This window comes from Ignavibacteriales bacterium (assembly GCA_026390795.1).
In the GTDB taxonomy this organism is placed as follows: Bacteria; Bacteroidota; Ignavibacteria; order Ignavibacteriales; family Melioribacteraceae; genus Fen-1258.
Map to the genome: position 1 here is coordinate 2,375,761 of JAPLFG010000003.1, position 22,886 is coordinate 2,398,646.

25 protein-coding genes and 1 pseudogene are annotated in these 22,886 nt (G+C 37.3%); 23 read left to right on the plus strand and 3 right to left on the minus strand.

What is annotated here, in order from left to right:
• The 8 genes from NTX65_13815 (at position 1) to NTX65_13850 (ending at position 6,883) form a co-directional block, all read left to right on the plus strand.
• Complete coding sequence (locus tag NTX65_13815; GenBank protein ID MCX6170418.1) at positions 1-837, plus strand: hypothetical protein; 837 nt, start codon at positions 1-3, stop codon at positions 835-837.
• Positions 834-1,259, plus strand: coding sequence for an ACT domain-containing protein (locus NTX65_13820; GenBank protein ID MCX6170419.1), 426 nt, complete (start codon positions 834-836; stop codon positions 1,257-1,259). Before NTX65_13815 ends, NTX65_13820 begins: the two co-directional genes overlap by 4 nt.
• 95 nt (positions 1,260-1,354) lie before the next feature.
• Entirely contained in the window at positions 1,355-2,716 is a 1,362-nt protein-coding gene (locus NTX65_13825; protein ID MCX6170420.1) for a PFL family protein, read from the plus strand.
• Positions 2,717-2,804: 88 nt separating this feature from the next.
• The gene (locus tag NTX65_13830) at positions 2,805-3,410 is read left to right on the plus strand and encodes a LemA family protein (protein MCX6170421.1); all 606 of its coding nucleotides are present in this window, start codon (positions 2,805-2,807) and stop codon (positions 3,408-3,410) included.
• A gap of 35 nt (positions 3,411-3,445) precedes the next feature.
• On the plus strand, positions 3,446-4,189 hold the full coding sequence (locus NTX65_13835; GenBank protein MCX6170422.1) for a TPM domain-containing protein: 744 nt from the start codon (positions 3,446-3,448) through the stop codon (positions 4,187-4,189).
• A 66-nt stretch (positions 4,190-4,255) separates the two neighbouring features.
• Positions 4,256-4,615 (plus strand): DUF309 domain-containing protein, encoded by a 360-nt coding sequence (locus tag NTX65_13840; protein MCX6170423.1) that lies wholly within the window; start codon positions 4,256-4,258, stop codon positions 4,613-4,615.
• 27 nt (positions 4,616-4,642) lie between these two features.
• Positions 4,643-4,975, plus strand: coding sequence for a 4Fe-4S dicluster domain-containing protein (locus NTX65_13845; protein MCX6170424.1), 333 nt, complete (start codon positions 4,643-4,645; stop codon positions 4,973-4,975).
• Between the two features lie 198 nt (positions 4,976-5,173).
• A complete protein-coding gene (locus NTX65_13850; protein ID MCX6170425.1) occupies positions 5,174-6,883 on the plus strand; it encodes a hypothetical protein in 1,710 nt (569 codons plus the stop codon).
• A gap of 36 nt (positions 6,884-6,919) precedes the next feature.
• On the opposite strand, the gene NTX65_13855 is transcribed toward NTX65_13850, so the two are convergent.
• Both NTX65_13855 and NTX65_13860 read right to left on the minus strand, forming a co-directional pair.
• Positions 6,920-7,891 (minus strand): thermonuclease family protein, encoded by a 972-nt coding sequence (locus NTX65_13855; GenBank protein MCX6170426.1) that lies wholly within the window; start codon positions 7,889-7,891, stop codon positions 6,920-6,922.
• Positions 7,892-8,076: 185 nt separating this feature from the next.
• Complete coding sequence (locus NTX65_13860; protein ID MCX6170427.1) at positions 8,077-8,964, minus strand: endonuclease/exonuclease/phosphatase family protein; 888 nt, start codon at positions 8,962-8,964, stop codon at positions 8,077-8,079.
• A gap of 70 nt (positions 8,965-9,034) precedes the next feature.
• Between NTX65_13860 and NTX65_13865 the strand changes: the two genes are divergently transcribed.
• The 4 genes from NTX65_13865 to trxB all read left to right on the plus strand — a co-directional run bounded on the left by NTX65_13865 (position 9,035) and on the right by trxB (position 12,315).
• On the plus strand, positions 9,035-9,886 hold the full coding sequence (locus NTX65_13865; protein ID MCX6170428.1) for an MBL fold metallo-hydrolase: 852 nt from the start codon (positions 9,035-9,037) through the stop codon (positions 9,884-9,886).
• Positions 9,883-10,218: a Rieske 2Fe-2S domain-containing protein gene (locus NTX65_13870; GenBank protein MCX6170429.1), complete on the plus strand. Its 336-nt coding sequence runs from the start codon at positions 9,883-9,885 to the stop codon at positions 10,216-10,218. The genes NTX65_13865 and NTX65_13870 overlap by 4 nt, the downstream gene beginning before the upstream one ends.
• Before the next feature lie 98 nt (positions 10,219-10,316).
• Positions 10,317-11,255 carry a tRNA epoxyqueuosine(34) reductase QueG gene (queG, locus tag NTX65_13875; GenBank protein MCX6170430.1) on the plus strand — a complete coding sequence of 313 codons (939 nt, stop codon included), beginning with the start codon at positions 10,317-10,319 and terminating at the stop codon, positions 11,253-11,255.
• 109 nt (positions 11,256-11,364) lie between these two features.
• A complete protein-coding gene (trxB, locus tag NTX65_13880; protein MCX6170431.1) occupies positions 11,365-12,315 on the plus strand; it encodes a thioredoxin-disulfide reductase in 951 nt (316 codons plus the stop codon).
• 75 nt (positions 12,316-12,390) lie between these two features.
• Here trxB and NTX65_13885 read toward each other — a convergent pair whose 3' ends face one another.
• A complete protein-coding gene (locus NTX65_13885) occupies positions 12,391-12,774 on the minus strand; it encodes a hypothetical protein (protein MCX6170432.1) in 384 nt (127 codons plus the stop codon).
• 208 nt (positions 12,775-12,982) lie between these two features.
• Here NTX65_13885 and NTX65_13890 point away from each other — a divergent pair, with 208 nt between their 5' ends.
• The 11 genes and pseudogenes from NTX65_13890 (at position 12,983) to NTX65_13940 (ending at position 22,850) form a co-directional block, all read left to right on the plus strand.
• Positions 12,983-13,549, plus strand: a complete 567-nt coding sequence (locus NTX65_13890) for an RNA polymerase sigma factor (GenBank protein ID MCX6170433.1) — start codon at positions 12,983-12,985, stop codon at positions 13,547-13,549.
• Positions 13,546-14,076, plus strand: a complete 531-nt coding sequence (locus tag NTX65_13895; GenBank protein ID MCX6170434.1) for a hypothetical protein — start codon at positions 13,546-13,548, stop codon at positions 14,074-14,076. The genes NTX65_13890 and NTX65_13895 overlap by 4 nt, the downstream gene beginning before the upstream one ends.
• 21 nt (positions 14,077-14,097) lie before the next feature.
• Positions 14,098-14,373: pseudogene (locus NTX65_13900) on the plus strand (transposase).
• 537 nt (positions 14,374-14,910) lie between these two features.
• Positions 14,911-16,428, plus strand: a complete 1,518-nt coding sequence (locus tag NTX65_13905; GenBank protein MCX6170435.1) for an amidase — start codon at positions 14,911-14,913, stop codon at positions 16,426-16,428.
• Between the two features lie 536 nt (positions 16,429-16,964).
• The gene (gene era / locus NTX65_13910; GenBank protein MCX6170436.1) at positions 16,965-17,873 is read left to right on the plus strand and encodes a GTPase Era; all 909 of its coding nucleotides are present in this window, start codon (positions 16,965-16,967) and stop codon (positions 17,871-17,873) included.
• Positions 17,863-18,828, plus strand: a complete 966-nt coding sequence (locus NTX65_13915; protein MCX6170437.1) for a DMT family transporter — start codon at positions 17,863-17,865, stop codon at positions 18,826-18,828. The genes era and NTX65_13915 overlap by 11 nt, the downstream gene beginning before the upstream one ends.
• Complete coding sequence (locus NTX65_13920) at positions 18,803-19,075, plus strand: acylphosphatase (protein ID MCX6170438.1); 273 nt, start codon at positions 18,803-18,805, stop codon at positions 19,073-19,075. Before NTX65_13915 ends, NTX65_13920 begins: the two co-directional genes overlap by 26 nt.
• Complete coding sequence (gene ispF, locus NTX65_13925; protein ID MCX6170439.1) at positions 19,072-19,563, plus strand: 2-C-methyl-D-erythritol 2,4-cyclodiphosphate synthase; 492 nt, start codon at positions 19,072-19,074, stop codon at positions 19,561-19,563. Before NTX65_13920 ends, ispF begins: the two co-directional genes overlap by 4 nt.
• Positions 19,563-20,180, plus strand: coding sequence for a DedA family protein (locus NTX65_13930; protein MCX6170440.1), 618 nt, complete (start codon positions 19,563-19,565; stop codon positions 20,178-20,180). Before ispF ends, NTX65_13930 begins: the two co-directional genes overlap by 1 nt.
• Positions 20,167-21,822 (plus strand): apolipoprotein N-acyltransferase, encoded by a 1,656-nt coding sequence (gene lnt, locus NTX65_13935; GenBank protein MCX6170441.1) that lies wholly within the window; start codon positions 20,167-20,169, stop codon positions 21,820-21,822. The genes NTX65_13930 and lnt overlap by 14 nt, the downstream gene beginning before the upstream one ends.
• On the plus strand, positions 21,819-22,850 hold the full coding sequence (locus tag NTX65_13940) for a beta-eliminating lyase-related protein (protein ID MCX6170442.1): 1,032 nt from the start codon (positions 21,819-21,821) through the stop codon (positions 22,848-22,850). Before lnt ends, NTX65_13940 begins: the two co-directional genes overlap by 4 nt.
• Positions 22,851-22,886 lie beyond the last annotated feature (36 nt).

The following is a 22,886-nucleotide window of genomic DNA, read 5'->3' on the forward strand; positions in this document are numbered from 1 at the left end:
ATGAAAATCCGGACTATCACCATATTGTCATTCGTTTTGGTTTTTAACATTCTTAGAGGGCAAGATAATTTATCAAGCCAATTGAATTATGCAGACGGGTTATTCGGCAATGAAAAATATTTCGATGCAATCACAGAATATAAACGGCTCTTATTTTTCGATTCGACTAAAACATATCAGTACGAAGCAAATTTAAAAATTGGTGAAAGCTATAAAGCCGGTGCAAAGTTCGATGATGCCGTTAAGTATTTTTCTTACGCCGAATTAAATGCCAGCAACAACGACGAGATCTTCCAAACTAAAACAGAAATTATCCGCACAAATATCATACGGCGGACAATTGATAGAGCTCTTCAATTGTGCGATGATCTGGAAAAAGATGAAAGGTTTGTTGCTAAAGCCGATACTATTAATTATTGGCGCGGATGGGCTTTCATGTTGTCCGATGACTGGAAAAGCGCTGCCAGAACATTTGCAAAAATAAATTCTAATCACGAACTGAAATTATTAGCAGAAAGAACCGACAAAGCCAAAGTTTCTGTAACATTTGCAAAGGTAATTTCATATATTTTGCCCGGTGCAGGTGCAATATATACCGGAAAATTCTTACCGGGACTTCTATCTTTGGGCTGGAACGTGCTCTCCGGTTACTGGACTATTAATTCATTCGTTGAAAAGAGAGCTTTTGACGGGATTGTTGTCGGAGAACTATTGTGGCTCCGTTTTTACAGAGGCGCTATTCAGAATGGAGAAGATTCTGCAATTGAGAAAAATTTAGAAATTTCTAATAAGTCATTACGATTTCTACAGAACGAATATAAGGGTACTAAACTGTGAAGCTTTCAGAAGACGAAATAAGAAAAATTACTTTCGAAGCAATTAATGAATTGGGTGATCAAATTACACCCGAAGCTGTTAAAGAACTTGTACGCAGCCGTGTTGAAGCCTTGAGTGGTGATTACAAGTTTGAAAAGGGAGAAGTTTCATCGGGCCGCGTTATACTAACCTCTTTTGGTCTGAACCAGCCGGGAATAGTTGCCGGGGTTACAAAAGCACTCGGTGATGCCAATTGCGATATCCAAGACCTTAGCCAAAAACTTCTTGGTGATTTTTTTACTATGATCATGGTCATTGATATCACTTCATCTAAAAAAGATTTGAAAGAAATCCAGGAAGAAATGAGTAAAGTTGCCGAATTATTAAAGGTAAAAATTTATTTGCAGCATGAAGATGTATTCAGATTCATGCATAGAATTTGAACCGAAGCGATTTGAGTGAAACGCAAGATGATTTAGATCGTCTAACAATTTACGTTTCATTTTTCACGATTATCAATCAAAAGGAACAGTAAAATATGCCATACGAATTCGAGGAGATACTCGAAACAATCAGAATGACGGAGATTGAACATTTCGATATAAGAACTGTTACAATGGGAATTAGTTTGCGCGATTGTTACGACCGCAACATTGAAGTAACAAAACAAAAAATCTATGATAAAATTCTACGTTTCGGAAGTCAACATGTTAAACTTGCTAGAGAAGTAGAAGCACAATATGGAATTTCGATAGCGAATAAAAGAGTTTCAGTTACACCAATCTCAATTCCTTTTGATGCATGCAACATGGAGGAATTTATTGAGATTGCAAAAACTTTAGATCAAGCCGCTGAAGAAATTGGAATAGATTACATTGCCGGTTACTCTGCTCTTGTACAAAAAGGAATGACAAACGGAGAGAGTGAACTTATCAAATCAATTCCCTTTGCACTGTCGCAGACAAAACGTGTTTGTTCAAGTGTTAATATCGGCTCAACAAAAGCCGGCATAAACATGGATGCAGTAAATATGATGAGCGAAGTAATTAAACTAACGGCTGAAAAAACGAAAGACCATGATTCAATTGGGTGCGCAAAACTTGTTGTATTTGCAAATGCTGTTGAGGATAATCCATTTGTTGCCGGTGCGTTCCACGGAGTAAGCGAACCGGAGATTGTTCTCAATGTCGGTATCAGCGGTCCAGGTGTAGTTCTAGAAGCAATTAAAGAAGCGGGCCAAGTAGATTTACAGCAATTATCTGAAGTAATCAAAAGAACAATTTTCAAGATTACCCGTGCCGGTGAGCTAATTGGTAGAAAAGTTGCCGAAAAGCATGGTATCCCATTTGGAATTGTTGATATTTCATTAGCTCCAACTCCCGCCGAAGGAGATAGTATCGGAGATATTTTGATTGCGATGGGTGTCGAAGATGTTGGCGCACCCGGAACAACTGCAGCTCTGGCTATGTTGAATGATTCAGTTAAGAAAGCCGGATTGATGGCTAGTTCGTCTGTAGGCGGCATGAGCGGTGCCTTTATACCGGTTAGTGAGGATATGGGAATGATACGCGCTGTACAAGCAGGAAATCTATCTCTGGAAAAATTAGAAGCAATGACTGCAGTCTGTTCGGTTGGTCTAGATATGATTGCTGTACCGGGTGATACAGCCGCGACTACAATTGCCGGAATAATAGCTGATGAAGCAGCAATCGGAATTATTAATGATAAAACGACAGCAGTAAGAATTATTCCCGCGTACGGTAAGAAAGTTGGTGATATGGTTGATTACGGCGGATTACTTGGAAAAGCTCCTATAATGGAAGTAAGAACTATTAGCAGTGCCGGATTTGTAGGACGCGGCGGAAGAATTCCGGCTCCTATGAGAAGTTTAACAAATTAGATAAGAATCATCGGCTTTCCGTTATTAGTTAAAAAATTACAATATATTGTTAACTGTAAACTCTACACTTTTTAATAAAGGAGGATAAATGAGCAAAGGTCTAAAGATCGGATTGGGGATTGCTGGTGGATTAATCATTATTGTTTTTTTAATCATATCATGGGGAACCGGTAAATACAATAGCTTTGTTGGATTGAACGAAAGTGTTAAGTCTGCATGGGGTCAGGTTGAAAATGTTTATCAACGAAGAGCTGATCTAGTTCCAAATTTAGTTGCTACAGTTAAAGGTGTCGCTAATTTTGAAAAAGAAACTTATACAGCAGTTACAGAAGCACGCGCAAAAGTTGGACAGATAAAACTTACTTCAGATCAACTTAGCGATCCTGCCGCAATACAAAAATTCCAGCAGGCGCAGGACGGTTTAGGAAGCGCTCTCTCACGGTTACTAGTAGTATCTGAAAATTATCCTCAATTAAAAGCAAATGAGAATTTCTTACAGCTTCAATCTCAATTAGAAGGAACGGAAAATCGTATAACTGTGGAAAGACAAAAGTATAATCAAGTTGCAACCGAATATAATACCGCAATCAAAAGATTTCCCGGCGTATTCATAGCTAATTTTGGCGGGTTCAAAGAGAAAGAATATTTTAAGGCAGCTGCCGGCTCGGAACAAGCTCCCAAAGTTCAATTCTAAATGATATGTGTAGAGTTTATGATAAAGAGAGATAAATGAAAAAAATAATTTTCTTCTTCTTATTACCGGTTATATTAACAATAGCTCAAGTAGAAATTCCGGTTTTAAAAAATTATGCTAATGATTTCACCAATACTCTTTCGAGCTCTGAACTCTACACACTTAATTCATCACTCAAACGTTTTGATGATTCAACTTCCAACCAAATAGTTTTTATTATGATCTCAAATCTTGATGGTTATTCACTTGAGAGTTATACTTACGAGACTGCAACTAAGAATCAAATCGGATCGAAGAAAAATAACAACGGTGTTCTATTTTTTGTTTCTAAAGACGATCGCAAAATGAGAATCGAAGTTGGTTATGGTTTAGAAGGTGTTCTTACGGACGCTCTAACAAGTTCTATTCAAAGAAATGAAGTCCGTCCATATTTTAAGCAGGGCGATTATTATTCCGGAATAGCCGCAGGACTAAATGCAATAATGGCTGCTTCGCGCGGTGAGTACAAAGGTGACGTTAAAGAAAAAGGAAGTAAAGGAAAGGGATTTCCGTTTATTTTCATAATCATATTGATAATTTTCATAACTTCGCTATTTAAGAAAGGTGGTAAAGGCGGTGGCGGTGGTCTTTTGCCGTGGATTATTCTTGGTTCAATGGGAGGCGGAGGAAACCGCGGTAGCTGGGGCGGCGGCGGCGGATTTGGCGGAAGTGGCGGTTTTGGCGGTTTTTCCGGGGGTGGCGGCTCTTTTGGCGGCGGCGGCTCAAGTGGAAGCTGGTAAATTCCTTTCATAAAAGTCTTATTTGTCTTGAAGTTCTAGCCTTGTTTTAGTATTATTTCAACCGCATTGATAGAAATTTCTAAAGGCATCAGTTTATTTAATGAAGCCGAATTTTTTTCGGCTCACGACTTTTTTGAAGATTGTTGGGTTATTTGCGATCGGGAAGAAAGATTGTTCTTCCAGGGAATGGTTCAGATTTCAGTTGGATGTTTTCATCTTCTATCCGGAAATTACAAAGGTTCTTTAAGTCAGTTTTTGAAAGGAACAAAGAAACTGAGGAATTTTAATCCGTCATACAGAGAAATAAAGATTGATAAGCTGTTGATCGAAATAGATGTACTAATTAAATCCATATCCGAAAATTCTATAATTGAAGATCCAAAGAAAATTTGGAAGTTAATTCCAAAAATTGAACTCAACAGTTAAATTTTTTAATAAATAAGGAGGCCAGTTATGGCAATAATGATAACAGACGAATGTATTAATTGCGGCGCATGTGAACCCGAATGCCCTAATACGGCTATTTACGAGGGCGGCGCACAATGGAAATTAGGTGCAACAACTTATGGTGATGGAGATGCAGCTCCCTCCGGTGCAGACGGATTTTTCTCCAAAGATTTTTTCTATATAGTTCCCGATAAATGTACCGAATGCAAAGGATTCCATGATGAACCGCAATGTGCCGCTGTTTGTCCAGTTGATTGCTGTATCCCAGATCCAAAACATGTTGAAGATGAAGAAACATTGTTGAAAAGAAAAGATTATTTGGATGGATTGGGAAGGTAAAAAAAATTATTCCGATTTATCAAAAAGGCATCGAATGATGCCTTTTTGATAAATAATATTTCTTAATAACCATTCTATTAAATGACTAATTCCGACAAGCGTAAGAAAAGACTTCATGAATTTGAAAAGACCATTCTTAAGTCCTCACAGTTATTAGAAAAATTGCAGCGTAAAAATTCAAACTTTGGGTGGATCCGATTGTCGGTCTTTCTTACTGGACTTGTGCTTTATTTATCTCTCTTCTTTCTAAATCTAAAAACATTTTCTCTGCTTAGTCTTATACCATCTATAGGTTTATTTATTGTTATAACTATTTTTCATAACCGGACAATTTATGCTGTCTCAATAATCCGGAAATGGATAGAGATAAAAAAATCTTATCTGGCACGTGCCATTCTCGATTGGCAGAATATACCCGCAGAAAAAATATTTTCTCAAAGCGATATCTCACCTATAGAAATAGATTTGGATCTGACAGGCCCCAGGTCACTTCACCAATTGCTGGATTTTTCGAAATCTACTGAGGGAAGTCAACTCTTAAAAAAATTATTAATTGAAAATCCACATGGTAGAAATGAAGTAATCCATCGGCAAAATTTGGTGAATGAATTGTTAAGTCTCTCCCACTTTAGAAACAAATTTATTCTAACAAATTCACTCTCTGCTAAGGATGATATTAATACAGAAGCACTTCTTAACTGGCTAGCTGAATCCGAAAAAACTAATCAAATTAAAAAAATGCTGATTATTCTAGGATTGATATGTGCTGCGAATCTCGTATTCATTATACTAGCAATTCTTGGAATTATGCCGACATTCTATCTATATACAACATTCTTTTATTTTGTCTCTTACAATTTAAATAGCAAACTTATTAAAGCGTCCTCATCTGAAGCAGAAATAATAAATGATCAATTCAGAAAAGTAATTGGCATTCTTTCATTTATTGAGAATTATAAATTTGGTGCCCGTAAAAATTTATCTGATTTATGTAGCCCACTCTCAGGTAAAACGAAAAGTCCAACAAAGCAACTCAATAAGATAAACAGTGTACTCTCATTATTATCAATGAGATCAAATCCAGTTGTCTGGTTCCTTTTTATGCTGATCTGCCCAATTGACTATTATTTGGCGTACTGCGTTGAAGTTTATAAAAAAGGGATTGTGAAAAATCTTCCAATTTGGTTAGATGTCTGGCATAAATTAGAAGCTTTTGTATCGATAGCAAATTTTGCATATATAAATCCGGATTATTCATTTCCGCGCATCGGTAAAGATAACAAACTTGAATTTACTACAAAGGGAATGGGGCACCCGCTGATTAACCACGAAAAGAATGTAACTAATAATTTTCAAATACATGATGTTGGAGACATCTCTATAATAACCGGCTCAAATATGTCTGGTAAAAGTACATTCTTAAGAACGGTAGGAATCAATATATCTCTTGCTTACTCAGGGGCGCCGGTTTACGCTGAGTCATTTTCGTTATCAATGGTAAGAATTTTTACTTGCATAAGAGTAAGTGATTCTGTGATTGATGGAATTTCTTATTTTTATGCGGAAGTTAAAAGACTAAGGGATTTGTTAGATAAAATTGAGATACCGAACGAGATACCTATTCTTTTTTTGATAGATGAAATTTTTAAAGGCACAAATAACATTGAACGTTTGCAAGGGAGCCGGGCAATTATCAAAGTTCTGGCTGATAAAAACGGAAGCGGTTTGATCTCAACGCATGATCTCGAGCTAGTGAAACTAGCTGAAGAAATTCCCTCCATATCTAATTACCATTTTCGTGAAGAAGTTTTGGATAAAATTATGTTGTTTGATTATAAACTTAAGAATGGACCTTGTCCCACAACCAACGCACTAAAGATTATGCAAGCCAACGGATTACCAATTTAGCTACTGATGTGTAACGGTTCATCAGCCGCTCTCTAATTAAAAATAAATTCTCATCAGTTCCATTCTGAAACTCATTCCGGCATCGTAAAAATCTTTGAAGCTGTCAATTTTCTTGTAACCAAAATTCTGCTTCATCAATTCTTCTTTAGTCGGGGGCGCAGGAGGGAATACGTGAACATACAATAACGTGCCGATAATCGGTGAAAAAGCTGCAATGTAACGAGTAAAGTGAGTGCGTTCTTCTCCCGTATATGCAGCAGCTATTCCACTGGTTATAAGAGTCATGACTAAACTAGATCCTAATGTAGCTAGGTAAGAAAGATTTGGATTATCATGACTCGCAACAAGGTAGACGCCAGAAGGAAATCCAAAAACGTACCCTATTGCAATACCAAAAAGAGCTGCACCAAGTCCTGCATACTCCCCATGTTCCCTAATTACTGCCGCGTAAAGTAAACCACTCGCCAAAGAAGTTACTAACGTTGTTGCTGAACCTACAAACAATTCAAGCGGTATAGAGACGTGAAGCGGTCGTGGTTTGAGAATGATCTTTATTCCGGTTGAATCAATATTTATTATTTGAGCAGTCTTTGAATCTCTCAAATCTCCGTCTAGTGTGTCTGAAACATTCTGTTTGTAATATTCCCAAATCCCTTCATTGTTTTCCTTCGCGTATTTTTCTGCATTCATTAAGGATGCTGTTTTAGTTGAATCAACATTGTTAATAAATTTTCCGAAACCTCTTTCTAAGAATTTTTGGTTGAAGTCTAAATTTTCCAGAGGATACTCTAACCAGAGATAAACAAACTCATACTCATTTGAATCAGCTTTGGAAATGGATTGTACCACAACTCTCCTTTTTAGGATAGTTTCTGTGTGATATGTTATTGCTTGTTTTGCTGTTTCCGCGAAGAGCGGTATAGGATTATTTAATTGGGGTGCGTCGATTCCGGCAAGTTTAATTTTTCTGCCATCCTCAAGTTCGAAAAGATTAGAGTCGAGAATCATAACAATTTTTAAAGATTGCGCCCTAATGGAGCACGCAATAATTAATAACACAATAAGCGCCGTTAACATTCCCCTGTAGATCATAAAGCTCCGTAAAAATAATATTCAATACGAAACAAATATAGAACAATTCTTCTGACCGGGCAGTGATGAGAATTGTTCTTTGTTTAACCTTCCCGATAACTTTACTCCAATTCGATAATCGTGCTCACCGGAAAATGATCCGATGGATATTTGCCATCATAGTTTGTTCTAATTATTTCAGATTTTTTTACATCAAAACCAGTTGATACAAAAATAAAATCAATCTTATCTCCGGTTATCTCTCCCTTGAATGAGTTAAATGTTCCTTCGTTTGGTTGCTTAACATGAAGTTTGTGGTACGTATCAATCATTCCCGATGAAAGAATTGTTTTTATTGCGGGATTATCATCTCCGCAATTGAAATCTCCGGTAAGAATCACGGGCAATGTTTTTTCGGAAATTCGTTTCATGAGTAGTAGGGTACTTTTTTCACGAGACGGCTGCGACTCATGATCGAGATGAACATTAAACATGTAAAACGTTTTACCGGAAATTTTATCTTTCAAACGTGTCCATGTGCAAATGCGTGTTATATTATTTCCCCAGCTTTTTGAAGCAACAATGTTTGGCGTTTCGGAAAACCAAAATGTTCCGGTTGAATCAACATCGAACCGTTTCTTTAAGTAAAAGATTGATGAATGTTCGCCTTCTGATTTACCATCATCTCTCCCAACTCCTAAATAGGAATATTCAGGCATTTGATTAAGAAATTCATTGATCTGAATTTGAAGTGCTTCCTGCACTCCAAACAGATCCGGTCCGAAATTTTTGATTGTCTTCACAACATTATCTTTTCTAAACTGCCAACTGTTCTCTCCATCATTTGCAGTTCCGTAACGGATATTAAAAGTCATTACTTTTAATTCTTTACTTGATTGAGCTATAACCGGATTAACAGTTAGACAATTTACAAGTAGTACGGCTGTAATAAAGACAACAGCAATTACTGCAAATTGGTGAACAAATTCATTAGTAGGTTTGTTGTTCATAAAAATATCCTTACTTATTTGTAACTTTCACTCAAAGATATCAATTTCAAAATAATCATAAAGCTAAAAGATGAAAATCGGTAAATATGAATTAAATGTTATAGAAACAGGCTCGTTTGGTCTGGACGGCGGGGCAATGTTCGGAATTATACCAAAACCGCTCTGGAGTAAATTCAATCCGGCAGACGATCTTAACCGTGTAACATTGAACGCAAGAAATCTCTTATTGGTAAATGGGAAGCGTAAGATAATGATCGATACGGGTATCGGTTCGGATTGGGATGAAAAATTTGAGAAGATATACCGCTTAGATCAAACCGAGAATACATTAAATAATTCTTTTATTAAACTTGGAATAAAGCCCGATGAAATTACCGACGTTCTTCTAACTCATCTTCATTTCGATCATACCGGCGGCTCAACAGTTCTGAAAGATGGAAATTGGATTCCGGCATTTCCTAACGCAAAGTATTATGTGCAGAAAAAACATTTTGAATGGGCGATGAATCCAACTGACCGCGACCGAGGAAGTTTTATTCAAAATAGGTTTATGCCGTTACACAAAGAAGGATTGCTTCACTTTGTAGAGGGTGATGTTTCTTTTGATGACGAAATTGATTTTCTAACTATTAACGGGCATACATCTTTTCAGCAGATGATAAAGATATATGATTCATCGAATACAATTCTTTACTGCGGAGATTTATTCCCGTTTACATCGCACATTCCAATTCCTTATGTGATGGGCTATGATTTGCAGCCGCTTGTAACCGTTCAAGAAAAGAGAAAAATTCTTCCTCAAGCCGTTGAAGAGAATTGGAATTTGTTTTTTGAACATGACCCGGAAGTTGTCATGGCTACAGTTGCCGAATCGAACAAGGGATTTTCTATTGATGAAGTTTATACCGAGATGATTAAATGAACGAACTTGATGGCTTCTTTAAAGTATGCAAGTATTCCGATCTAAAAGAAAAAATTGGACAAAGATTTTTTGTAAATGATGTTGATATAGCGGTTTTCAAAGTAGATGGAAAAGTTTATGCGCTTAGCAATATGTGCATTCATCAAAAAGCGGCAATTATATACGATGGTTTTATTGAAGACGGAAAAGTTGAATGCCCCGCACATGGCTGGCAGTTCGATCTTAAAACCGGCAGAGTGCCAAATGCAGTTGCCGGGTTGGATTCCTATCCGGTAAAAATTTTAGGTGATGAAGTACATATTCAAGTTTATGAGAAAAAATTGAGATGGTAGTGAATGATGAAAGAAGAAAAAGGAATAAAGGAAAGAAGAAATGATTCAATCTTAGACACTCAAGAACTCAATCACTCAGTTACTCAGTCACTTCCAATATGAAACTAACAAACCAAATCGTAATTGAAAAAGCAAAAGAACTTGGATTTGATCTTGTTGGTTTTACTCCTGCTCAAACACTCACAAAAGAATCCGAGCATTTGAAAGAATGGCTTGATAAGGGTTATCATGCAACGATGGATTACATGGCGCGCAATTTTGAAAAACGGCTTGACGTAAAAAACATTTTACTGAAAGCGCGAAGTGTTATTTCTCTTGCGATGAATTACAACACAAATCATCATCACTCAATTAAATCAAAATTATCAAACAGATCGGGTAAAGTCTCGAGATATGCATGGGGAAAAGATTATCATATAATTATTTGGGAAAAACTTGAGCTGTTTAAAAAAGAATTGCGGAAGATCGACCCGGATTTTGATTGTCTCACTTATGTTGATACCGGTCCTGTTATGGATAAAGTCTGGGCAGAACGTGCGGGAATCGGCTGGCTTGGCAAGCACACTAATATTATAACACGGGAAATGGGAAGCTGGGTTTTTCTTTCAACAGTTATTACTAATTATGAATTTGATTACAACAAACCTGTTGCCGATTTCTGCGGCTCATGCACAGCTTGTATTGACGCATGTCCCACAAAAGCAATTGCTAATGAATATGTAGTTGATGCGAACAAATGTATTTCATTCTTGACTATTGAGAATAAAGGAGAGATTCCGAATACATTTAAAGACCAATTTGATGACTGGATCTTCGGCTGCGATATCTGCCAGGATGTCTGTCCCTGGAATAATAAATTTTCTGTTCTTACTAATCAGAAAGAATTTGAACCGGCAGGGAATAAAGAAATTCCGTTTGATAAAATTGAAGAAATGACCCCTGAATCATTCAAAAAAAGATTTGAAACAAGCCCAATAAAACGTGCAAAATTAAGCGGATTGAAGCGGAACGCCGCTTTCCTGAAATCGCTTTCGTAAATCATATCGTTAGATTAAATGAATCCTATAGACAATAATCCCATCTAATAATTATTATAATTCATGTTGTTTAGGTAATTTTGTTCAGTAAAATTTTGGAGATAAATTAATGTCTGACAATCATCATAAAGTAATAATTATCGGTTCAGGTCCAGCAGGATTAACAGCAGCCCTCTATACTTCGCGTGCAAATCTAAATCCGATTGTTTTGGAAGGAATGCAGCCGGGCGGACAATTAACAATTACAACAGAAGTTGAAAATTTTCCCGGTTTCGAACATGGAATTCAAGGTCCGGAATTGATGGATATAATGCGTAAACAGGTTCAACGGTTTGGTGCAAAATGCTTTTTCAAAAATGTAACCGAAGTTGATTTTTCGAAAAGACCTTTTACAATCAAAGCAGAAGATGAAATCTATACAGCTGATTCTGTGATTATTTCAACAGGTGCATCGGCAAAACTTCTGAACATCGAAAGTGAAAAGAAATATATGGGTTATGGTGTTTCTGCGTGTGCTACTTGCGATGGTTTTTTCTTTAAAGGTTTGAAAGTGCTTGTAGTTGGCGGCGGAGATACAGCGTTTGAAGAAGCATCATATTTAACAAAATTTGCATCCGAAGTTACACTAATTCACCGTCGTGAAGAATTCCGTGCATCAAAAATTATGATTGATCGAGCCCAGAAAAATCCTAAAGTAAAGTTTATAACGAACGCCGTAATAAAGGAAGTTCTCGGCAAAGATGAGAACGGTAAAAAAGTTGTTACCGGTGCGAAGCTTGAAAACACAAAGGACGGTTCAACATGGGAAATTCCGGCAGACGGAATTTTTATGGCTATCGGTCATCAGCCAAATACATCATTGTTTAAAGGAATTTTAGATATGGATGAAACCGGTTACTTAATTGTAAAACCGGGAACAACACAAACAAACATTGAAGGTGTCTTTGCTGCGGGTGATGTTGCTGATAAAACTTACAGACAGGCAGTTACCGCTGCGGGAACCGGTTGCATGGCGGCTATTGATTCACAACATTGGCTTGAAGAACACGAACTTGCATAATCTTTAAAACTGAACGAAGCGAAGTATCTCTTTTTTAATGAGAATCTTCACTTCGTTCAGATTGACAATTTAATATTAATTTCCGTTTTTCAGTTTTCTGGTCGATAAGAAAGCGGTTACAAATCCTAAGCCGGTCATAAAAACAACCCAGAATCCCATCCACCTGCCATCTTCGTTATGATCCATCCATCTATCGGCACCAGAACCAACCTGGAATTGATATCCGAACCACTGTTGAAATAGAAATCCCAATCCTATTCCAAGACCGACAAATAATGTAATGATTCCAAGCTTTAGCATTAGATAAGGATCGCGTTTTGTTCTAAGGAGTTCCATCATTTGTTCGATGGATAATCCTTTTTCAATCATCATCTGCTTTTCTCTAGAGCGGAAATAGATAAATGTCACCAGTACCAATCCGACCACTAAGAACATTATAATAGGTATTAACTCTTCCATTTTATCCTCCTTTTGTTGTTTTATTCTTTTGACTGAAACTCTAACAGTAAGGTTACAATCATTTTTATTTTTCTTTTGCCAGATTCTGTTATTTTAAGAACAGATTTATTCGTTCACTTCTTTGGACTTGTTTACACATTCAAAAGGTTACAAATAATATTTAAAGAAAAGTGTAACCTTGTAATATGTTATAAGGTCTAATGCAGTAATGAAACACTTAAGCGACATAGAAATAATAGATTCGATCAACAGAGGGAATAGTTCTGATTACTCTCTTTTGGTCAACCGATATAAAGATAGAGCGTTTTCACTACTCAGACGGTTGCTAAAGAATGAAATGGATGCCGAAGAAGCGCTTCAGGATAGTTTTCTAAAAGCATTTAATTCGCTGAAAGGTTTCCGGCAGGATGCTAAATTTTCAACATGGCTTTATAAAATAGTTTACAACACGGGATTGACTGTAATCGCTTCTAAGAGAAGAAAGATTGAACTTGAGATGAGTTCAATTGACGACGAATTTGATCTTGCAAGTCACGACAATGAAGTTTACAGTACGGTTGATAATTCCCGGCAGTATGTATTGAAGATGGTAGATAAACTTCCGGTTCGGGGCGCCCTGGTTGTTATATTGTTTTATATGGATGGAATGTCGCTCAGCGAAATTAGCCAGGTAATGGGAACATCGCTTGTTAATACAAAAGTTTTATTACACAGATCGCGTAATGCTTTGAAGGACCTTCTTCTTAAGCATAATTATCAGGAGGAAATGTTATGAGCAATGTAACAGATGAAATTTTGAATAAGTATATAGACGGAGAATTGGATTCTTCCGAAGTTGAAATGGTAAAGAATGAAATGGAAAAAGACGCCAAGCTGATTGCAAAATTACAGGCGCTCAGAATGGTTGACAATTCATTGCACCAGATGGAAGTTGAGCATACATCCGGCAATTTTACAGATAATGTAATGAAGGCAATTGCCGCGGCTAAGAAGGCAGTCAAACCAAGTGTTAATTATTTCTTCATAACTATAATTTCTATTTTTTCTTTAGGAGTAGTTGCCGTTCTAATCGCCGCATTCCAAGCATATAAAAAAAACAATTCTCCGTCTGCAATTGCCCCTTATGCGGACAAGGCGAAAGAATTGTTCAACCAAAATTTAACTGCGCTTCAAAGCATCTTTTCTAATCCGAGTGTAATACTTGTAATTTCAGTTTTATCTTTAGTTCTTTTAGTAACTGCTTATTTCACATTTGAATCTCACAAAAACTTTACGAAGAAGCTGAACAGCATTTCGCATTAAAATTTGCAAACACATGTTGCTATGCTTCACATATGTGAATGTTTTAAAGCAGTTCATTTCTATAACTTCATCATTAGCGTATCAGTCATTCCCCCGGCTGTCAAGGACCACTCCTTGACATCGAGAAATCCGGACAGGCTTAGTTTCGTCGAGGAATGGTCCTCGACGACCTTCATAAAGAGAATAGGAAAGATAAAACAGATGAAGTTGAAACAGGAAGAATTTATAAGAAGATTTATGCTTCATATATTACCTGATGGTTTCAGGAAGATAAGAGACGGCGGGATATTCTCATCAAACCAAAGGCGAAAATCAATTTAGATAATAAGAGAATATTTTGTTAATTTACTGCCTGAAACAGAGGAACAGATAAAAGCTTTTTATGATGGATTAATAAAATACATATTGAAATTATGTCCGCAATGTGTAGGGAGAATATTAAAATACAGAAAGGAAATTTTTGTTCCTGGATAGACAGAATGTTGAGAGCTTATTAATAAAGGGGGCAGCTTCATATAACAAGTTCTTCAAGCCGACAGCGTATACGCATTCGGCATTTTAGAAGTCGTAAAGGTAGTCGTTCCGTGTCGGCTATCCTGTTCTAAGTTGCAGAGTAAAAAAAATTTATAATTATTGGCGTAGTTAAGCAAAATAAGCTGTCTTCTATTGGCTGCGGCTTAAGCACCACGCCGTTGTAGGCAACCTTATGTAAGTTCTGGCTGAATGTGGTAGATTTGATTACTGTTTAAAATCAATAACTAAATATGCTTCTCAAAAACTTAATAAACTGCTATGAGAAATGTTAATGAAACCAATTGGTGTCCGGGACAAAAAATGCCAAGACGCAAGGCAATTAACCTTATTGGTTTAAGTGCTTTATCTTTTTGGATTCCTTATAGCTGCACAAGTCAAAAATCAAAACTATCATCTTTTGAATTGCAATTTTTACATTATAAGACATTGGCTGAAGTTGCCGAATGGATACGAACGAAAAAAATAACCTCAGAAGAGCTCACGCAAATAATGCTTGACAGGATAGCGGCTATAGACAATCGTTTGCACAGCTACATTACTGTAATGGGCAAGGATGCATTGACGGATGCAAAAGCTTTGGATAAAGAGTTGGCAGAGGGCAAATACTGGGGGCCATTGCATGGTGTACCTGTTGGCGTGAAGGATCTTTTATACACCACCAATGCACCTACTACCGGCGGACATTTATTCAAAGCCAACTTTATTCCGTCCTACAACGCAACTGTTGTTGAACGGCTTCACAATGCAGGGGCAGTGATACTTGGAAAACTAAATCTTACCGAAGGTGCAACAGGTGGCTACAATTCCACCACACCAATTCCAAAAAATCCATGGGGTGAAGACCTGTGGACAGGTTTATCATCAAGCGGTTCGGGTGTTGCCACTGCTGCCGGACTATGTTTTGGATCGATAGGGACTGATACAGGAGGTTCTATACGTTTTCCGTCATTTGCTAACGGTATTGTAGGCCTTAAGCCTACTTACGGATTAGTGAGCCGCTATGGGGTGTTAACATTTGCTGGCTCTCTTGATCATGTGGGAACGATGTGCCGGTCTGTTTTGGATGCGGCACTAATGCTGGAAGTTATAGCAGGATTTGATCCAAACGATCCGACTTCTTTGCCGGGCAAAGCACCCAACATATCAGCCGGCATCAGGAACGGGATGAAAGGTTTAAAAATTGGTGTTGATCATCAATATATTAATAAAGGAGTTGATCCTGCATTGGCAAGCTGTATTGATGCTGCTGTTCGCAAAATGGAGGAGCTGGGGGCAACCATTGTTTCTTTTAAAATACCAACGACAGAAGAAGAACATGGCAATGCGTGGTTTACGATTGCTACCCGGGAAGCTTATGAAGCACACAAAGCGACCTATCCACTTAGAAAAACAGAATACGGGAAATACATAGCCGAGTTCCTTGAGATAGGTAGCCATGTAACCAACGAACAATACAACAAGGCACGCCAGTTTCAAAAAGATTTCACCGATAAATTCCGTATGGCTTTGTCGGCAGTAGATGCTTTTGCAGCCCCTGCATGTGGAATGGTCAAAGGCGTTACCGAACAACTATGGAGGGCAAATATGTCTGAAGGGCTAATTGCTCACTTTAGTAAGCAGCTTAATTTTCGGTTTGCTGACGCAGCAGACCTGGCGGGCATTCCGTCGTTAACCCTTCCTTGCGGAAAAGCAGAAAATGGAATGCCTCCTCCTGGCTTCCAACTGATGGGTGGGGCTCTGACTGAGGCAATACTTTGCCAAATCGGTTACGCTTACGAAGAAGCGACGGGCTGGTCAAAACAACACCCGACCATTTAAACGTCTCAATGATTAATTATGATCCTATTTAGTCGGTAACACTCTGCTTTTATGATGATCAATTTTCTGACAACAAAAAACAAGAGCTGGTAAATGCACTCTTTGTCACGAAATCAGGCTACCTACAACAAGGGGTTTGGCGTTATTGGGGCTGGAAGTTATTAGCTTCGGCTGCAGTTCGCTATGAGCTTCGGTTTCGGCTTGACGTTAATAATTTTAGCTTTAGTCCTTAACTTCAACTTTTAAAAAATATTGGGCTTCAGTGTCAGCTTGACGTTCCCCCGGCTGTCAAGGACCACTCCTTGACATCGAGAAATCCGGACAGGCTTAGTTTCGTCGAAGAATGGTCCTCGACGACCCAGATAAAGACTCTCTATCGGTAGTACCATCCCCTTAAATTTTTAGCTGAAATCTAATAGTGGATGCCCAATAGAAACGTTCGGGCATGACAAATACTGATGCATTACTAGAGAATTGTCCATTAGCGTATCAGTCATACTTTCGATATTTTTGCCTCCACAATAAAAAAGAAGAATATGTCACATAAATCGGGATTCGTATCTATAATAGGAAAGCCCAACGTTGGTAAATCAACATTAATGAACGCTCTTATCGGCGAAAAACTTTCAATCACAACAAGTAAACCGCAAACAACTCGTAAAAAAATTTTAGGAATTCTTTCTGCCGAAGATTACCAGATTATCTTTCAAGATACACCTGGCATTCTAAATCCGGAATATCTTTTACAGGAGAGAATGCTTGAATATGTTTATCAGTCAGTAAAAGATTCCGAATTGATTTTATTCATTATTGATATCAAAGCAGATCCGAACGGTTCAGAAACTCTTTCCGATGAACGTGTTTCAAAAATTTTTGAGAATACTCAATTAAAAAAGATATTACTGATCAATAAGATAGATCTCTCAAATCAAAGTGTTGTTGAAAGTCTCATAAAAGATCTATCCGCAAAAGGAATTTTTGAAAAGATAATTCCAATTTCAGCTTCGGAAGGATTTAATCTTTCTTCGGTTACTGAATCAATACTTGAGTTTCTTCCCGAACATCCAAAATATTATCCCGATGATCAATTGAGCGACGAAACCGAACGGTTCTTTGTCTCCGAAATCATTCGAGAAAAAGTTTTTGAAAGATACAGAGATGAAATTCCATACAGTACCGAAGTTTTAATTGCCGAGTATAAAGAACGCGAAAATGCTAAAGACTTTATAAGTGCGGAAATTGTAGTAGAAAAAGAATCACAGAAACCGATTATTATCGGTAACAAGGGGGAAGCGATAAAAATGCTGGGTCAAGAATCCCGTGAAGCCATTGAAAAATTTTTACATCACGAAGTCTATCTTGAATTGCGTGTAAAAGTACGGGAGAAGTGGCGGTCAAATCCGAACATGTTAAAAAGTTTTGGCTATAAGGCGGATGATAAATAACCCTGCTCAAAAAACTTCCGGTAAATATGTTGGCGAGGGTGCTCTTCTTTTAATGACGCTTCTCTGGGGCGGTACATTTGTAATAATTAAAGAATCCCTTAACGATATTTCAAGTATGCTTTTTGTTTCATTCCGTTATGGAATTGCAGCTTCAATTCTTCTTTTAATTATGGTTGTTAGAAAAATTAAGATTGATCTAAAATCTATATTACCGGGAATGTTCCTCGGTTTATTCCTTTCCCTTGGTTCTTTAACACAAACGCTCGGGCTTAAATATACATCGGCAACCAAATCCGGATTTCTGACCGGATCGTTAGTTGTGATGATTCCAATATTTCAAATGATCATTGAAAAAAAACTTCCGTCAAAAGGTTCTATGATTGGAACACTTCTAGTTTTTTTCGGAATAGTTTTTTTATCAAGCGGCGGAACATCAATAAAAGATTTTCTCGGCGAACTGGGAGCCAACTTCAATTTCGGAGATGGAATAACACTAATCTGTGCCATCTTCTTCGCTCTGCATATAGTTTATATCGATGTTATCTCGTTGAAGAATCATTTCTGGACAATTCTGCTTATGCAGATTTCCACTGCCTCTGTTCTTAGCTTTATCGCGGCATTCCTTTTCTCGGGAGTCTCGATCGAATCAATTCACATCTCAATCACAGAATATTTGATTTTCGGATTGCTCTATACTTCTGTCCTCGCAACACTTTTTAATATAGGACTTCAAACAAAATTTCAAAAAGTAGTAAGTCCTACAAAAGCGGGAATCATTTACTCATTCGAGCCGATCTTTGCAGCAATCTTTGCATTCTTTTTACTAAGTGAGAAAATCACTAACTTTGGTTTGGTAGGATGTGCGCTGATTTTTCTTGGCTTAATTGTTTCCGAAGTTTATGATTCATTCTTCGAAAAGAAAATAACAAATGAAGAGGGCAGAAATTTTAATTAACGGTCTTGTCCAAGGAATTGGATTCAGATATTTTGTAGTTAGACTTGCTGAGAAATTTGGATTGAAAGGCTATACAAAAAATTTATATACCGGAGAAGTTTATACAGTTGTAGAAGGTGAATTGGCAGTGATTGAAGAATTTTTCAATAAAATAAAGATAGGTCCTTCACAAGCCGATGTGAAAAACGCATCTATAAAGTGGAGCGAATCAAAAAATGAGTTCACTAAATTTGAGGTACGGTATTGAGCGCACAATTTAAAATTGGTTTTGGTTATGATGTCCATCCATTTTCAACAGACCGTAAATTAATTCTTGGCGGAGTTGAAATTCCTTCCGAAAAAGGATTGCTTGGGCATTCCGACGCCGATGTTCTTCTTCATGCGATATGCGACGCCATCCTTGGTGCTCTCGCGCTCGGTGATATCGGAAAACATTTTCCTAATACCGATCCTAAATACAAAGATGCCGACAGTAAACAATTGCTGAACCATGTTTTTTATTTGATGGCCGATTTCCATTACGAAATTGGAAATGTGGATTCAACGGTTCTCCTTGAAGAGCCCAAACTTTCTATATTTATTCCCGAGATGAGAAAAATTATAGCAAATATTTTAAATGTAGACGTTGATCGTATTTCCATCAAAGCGACTACGTCAGAAAAATTAGGATTTGTCGGTCGTCAAGAAGGTTGTGCTGCCCATGCAGTTGTTCTTCTAACTAAAAAAGATAAATAATGCTTCATGAAATAATTTCCTATATCAGCACTCTCGATCCGGCACTAATCTATCTTGTTCTTTTCTTTTTTGCTTTCGTCGAAAATATTTTTCCTCCTTCACCGAGCGATTTTGTTGTCCTTTTTGGGGCAACTTTAATTGCAAATTCAACTCTTGGTTTCATACCGATATTATTGCTTACTAGTATCGGCAGCGGACTTGGTTTTATTGTAATGTATCTAATAGGTGAATTTTTTGGCGAAAAAATAATTCGCAAAGGAAAATTTAAATTTATCAAAGCAGAATATTTGATTAAAGCCGATCTATTCTTTCACAGGTACGGTTATAATATAATTATAATCAATCGATTTCTCCCAGGCACTCGTGCGGTAGTCAGTTTTTTCTGCGGAGTACACCGTCTTAAACCGATGCGTACATTTATCTATGCTTGGGTAAGTTCATTTATTTGGAATGCCCTGCTGATTTTTCTAGGCATTAAATTGGGAGAGAATCTGCAACTAATTGATTCTTATCTTTCTAAATATTCGATGATCATTTTATCACTCACATTCTTAGTAATTGTTTTTGTTTTGATTAGATTTTGGTTGAAAAAGAAAAAGACAAATGAAATTTCTTGAAAAGTATAGAATAGTTTTAACAACCGAAGAGAGAAAGGAACGAAAGAAAAATTTGTTGCTCGGGCTCTTAAGCGGTGTAATGCTTGGCATCTCCTATCCGCCGATTCCTTTGCCGTTTCTAAGTTTCTTTGCTTTTATCCCATTTCTCTATGTACTTGAAAAAAAAGAAACTCTTGCATCGCTGAACCGTTTTACCTACTTCATTCTTTTCTTTTTTAATTTAATAACATTATACTGGGTCGGAAGCTGGACAAAAGAAGCGGACACATTTTTGATGATCTCTGGCGCCGCACTCTTATTCTTTAATCCTTTCTTCTATTTAATTATACCAACGCTTTATCATTTTTCAAAAAAAACTTTTGGTAAAAGGATTGCACTTTTCCTTTTTCCCTTTTACTGGGTAACATTTGAATATCTCTATAGTTTAACCGACTTACGCTTTCCATGGCTTACGTTGGGAAATTGTTTACCCTACTTCAATACATTTATACAAGCCGCAGATATAGTAGGCGTCTATGGTCTTTCACTGATCATTCTGTTCCTTAATATTTTTATTTATCTCTCAATCAAAGATCTGAAAGAAAAAAAGAAGATTGATAATAAATTTGCTTTAGCAGCAGTTGCGCTTTTTTTTGTTGTGATGATCTATGGAGTTGTAAGGATAAATAGTTTCAAGATTGCAGATAAAAAAATAAAAGTCGGATTGATCCAGCCAAATTTGAATCCGTGGGATAAATGGAAAGCCGGTAATCTTGATGATCAGCTTAGTCAATATTTGGAATTGTCGCAAAGTGCAATTAACAAAGGCGCAAAACTTATTATTTGGCCCGAATCCGCTTTGCCCGTCTATCTCCTCTCTGGAAATTATACAGATCAGGTTGACCGTATTCACAATTTTGTCAGCACGAAAAATATTTTTCTGATGACCGGAATGCCGGATGTAAATTTTTATTTTAATAAAAATGAATCTCCTAAAGATGCAAAAGAAACAAAGAGCGGCGTTCTGTATACATCTTATAATTCAATTTTACTTTTTACACCTTACTCTCTCGAAGTTCAGAAATATGGAAAGATAAAACTCGTTCCTTTTGGTGAGCATGTGCCGTTCGTTGAAGAACTTCCATTCTTAGGTGATTTTATTAAATGGGAAGTTGGTATATCAAGCTGGAATGTTGGTAAGACTCAAACTGTATTTAATCTAAATGAATCGAATAATCTTCCTCTTAAAGTTGGCGGCGTTGTTTGTATTGAATCAATTTATCCAGAATTTGTTGCTGGCTTTGTCCAACAGGGCGCAAACTTACTTGTGGTAGTCACAAACGACAGCTGGTACGGAAATTCAAGCGGACCGTATCAGCATAAAGAAATTTCTGTTCTACGAGCTGTGGAAAACCGGAAGACGGTAGTCCGCGCCGCTAATGGCGGAGTTACTTGCATAATCGATCCGCTCGGAAGAACAATTGCCTCAACAAAACTTTTTACACGTGATATTCTTGTTGTAGATGCAACTATAGAAGATGGAATGACATTTTATTCACGTTACCCATCTATAATGCCGTTGTTTTCTTCTTTCATTTCAATTGGAACCTTTTTGTTTTTTATTTATAAAAAAATCTCAACTAAACTGAAGAAAAGTTCATGAAAAAAATTATTGATTTAAGAAGCGACACTATAACAAAACCATCACAAGAAATGCGCAAGGCAATGTATGATGCTGAAGTAGGCGATGATGTGTACAAAGAAGATCCGACAGCAAATGAATTAGAAAGATATGCCGCTGAACTTCTCGGAAAAGAGGCTGCACTTTTTGTCCCGAGCGGAGTGATGGGAAATCAAATTTGTTTGAACGTACTTACTCAACCCGGCGATGAAGTAATTTGCGAAAAAGATGCTCACATATTTCAATACGAATCGGGTTCGCCAGCTGCCTTGAGCGGGATTCAGCTAAGTCTTGTTGATGGTACGCAAGGTATATTCACTCTTGAACAAGTTGAACAGTTGATTCGTCCCGAGAGCGCATATTATATGGCGCGTACAAAAGTTATCGAAGTTGAAAACACACACAACCGTGCCGGTGGAACAATTAATCCGATAAACAACATTATTGCTTTAAGTGAATTAGCAAAAAAATATAATCTTTACTTCCATCTTGATGGTGCACGAATTTGGAATGCTTCTGTTGAGACCGGAATTTCACCTGCTGATTACGCAAAACATTTTGATTCAATTTCTTGCTGTCTTTCAAAGGGACTCGGTGCGCCGATCGGTTCTATAATTGCGGGGACTAAAGATTTCATTAAAGAAGCTTACCGTGTACGTAAAGCTTGGGGCGGCGGAATGCGCCAGGTTGGAATTCTCGCCTCAGCTGGTTTATTCGCACTCAAAAATAATATTCCGAGGTTGAAAGAAGATCATTTAAAGGCAAAAATATTGGCGGAGGCACTTTCAAAGATTCCGGGATTAGCGATTCAAAAAGAATTTGTGCAGACAAATATTGTAATGTTTACACCGTTAAAAATGTCTGTAGATAATTTCCTGGCAAAAAGTAAAGATGCAGGAGTTCTACTTGGAACAGGAAAAGTTGGTGTTATACGGGCTGTAACTCACATGGATGCTACGATGGAAGAAATTGGAGAAGCAGCAAAGATTTTTGAACAGATAATGTTATAAAATTTTCATGATCTTAATCTTGCTCTCTCTTTTGAT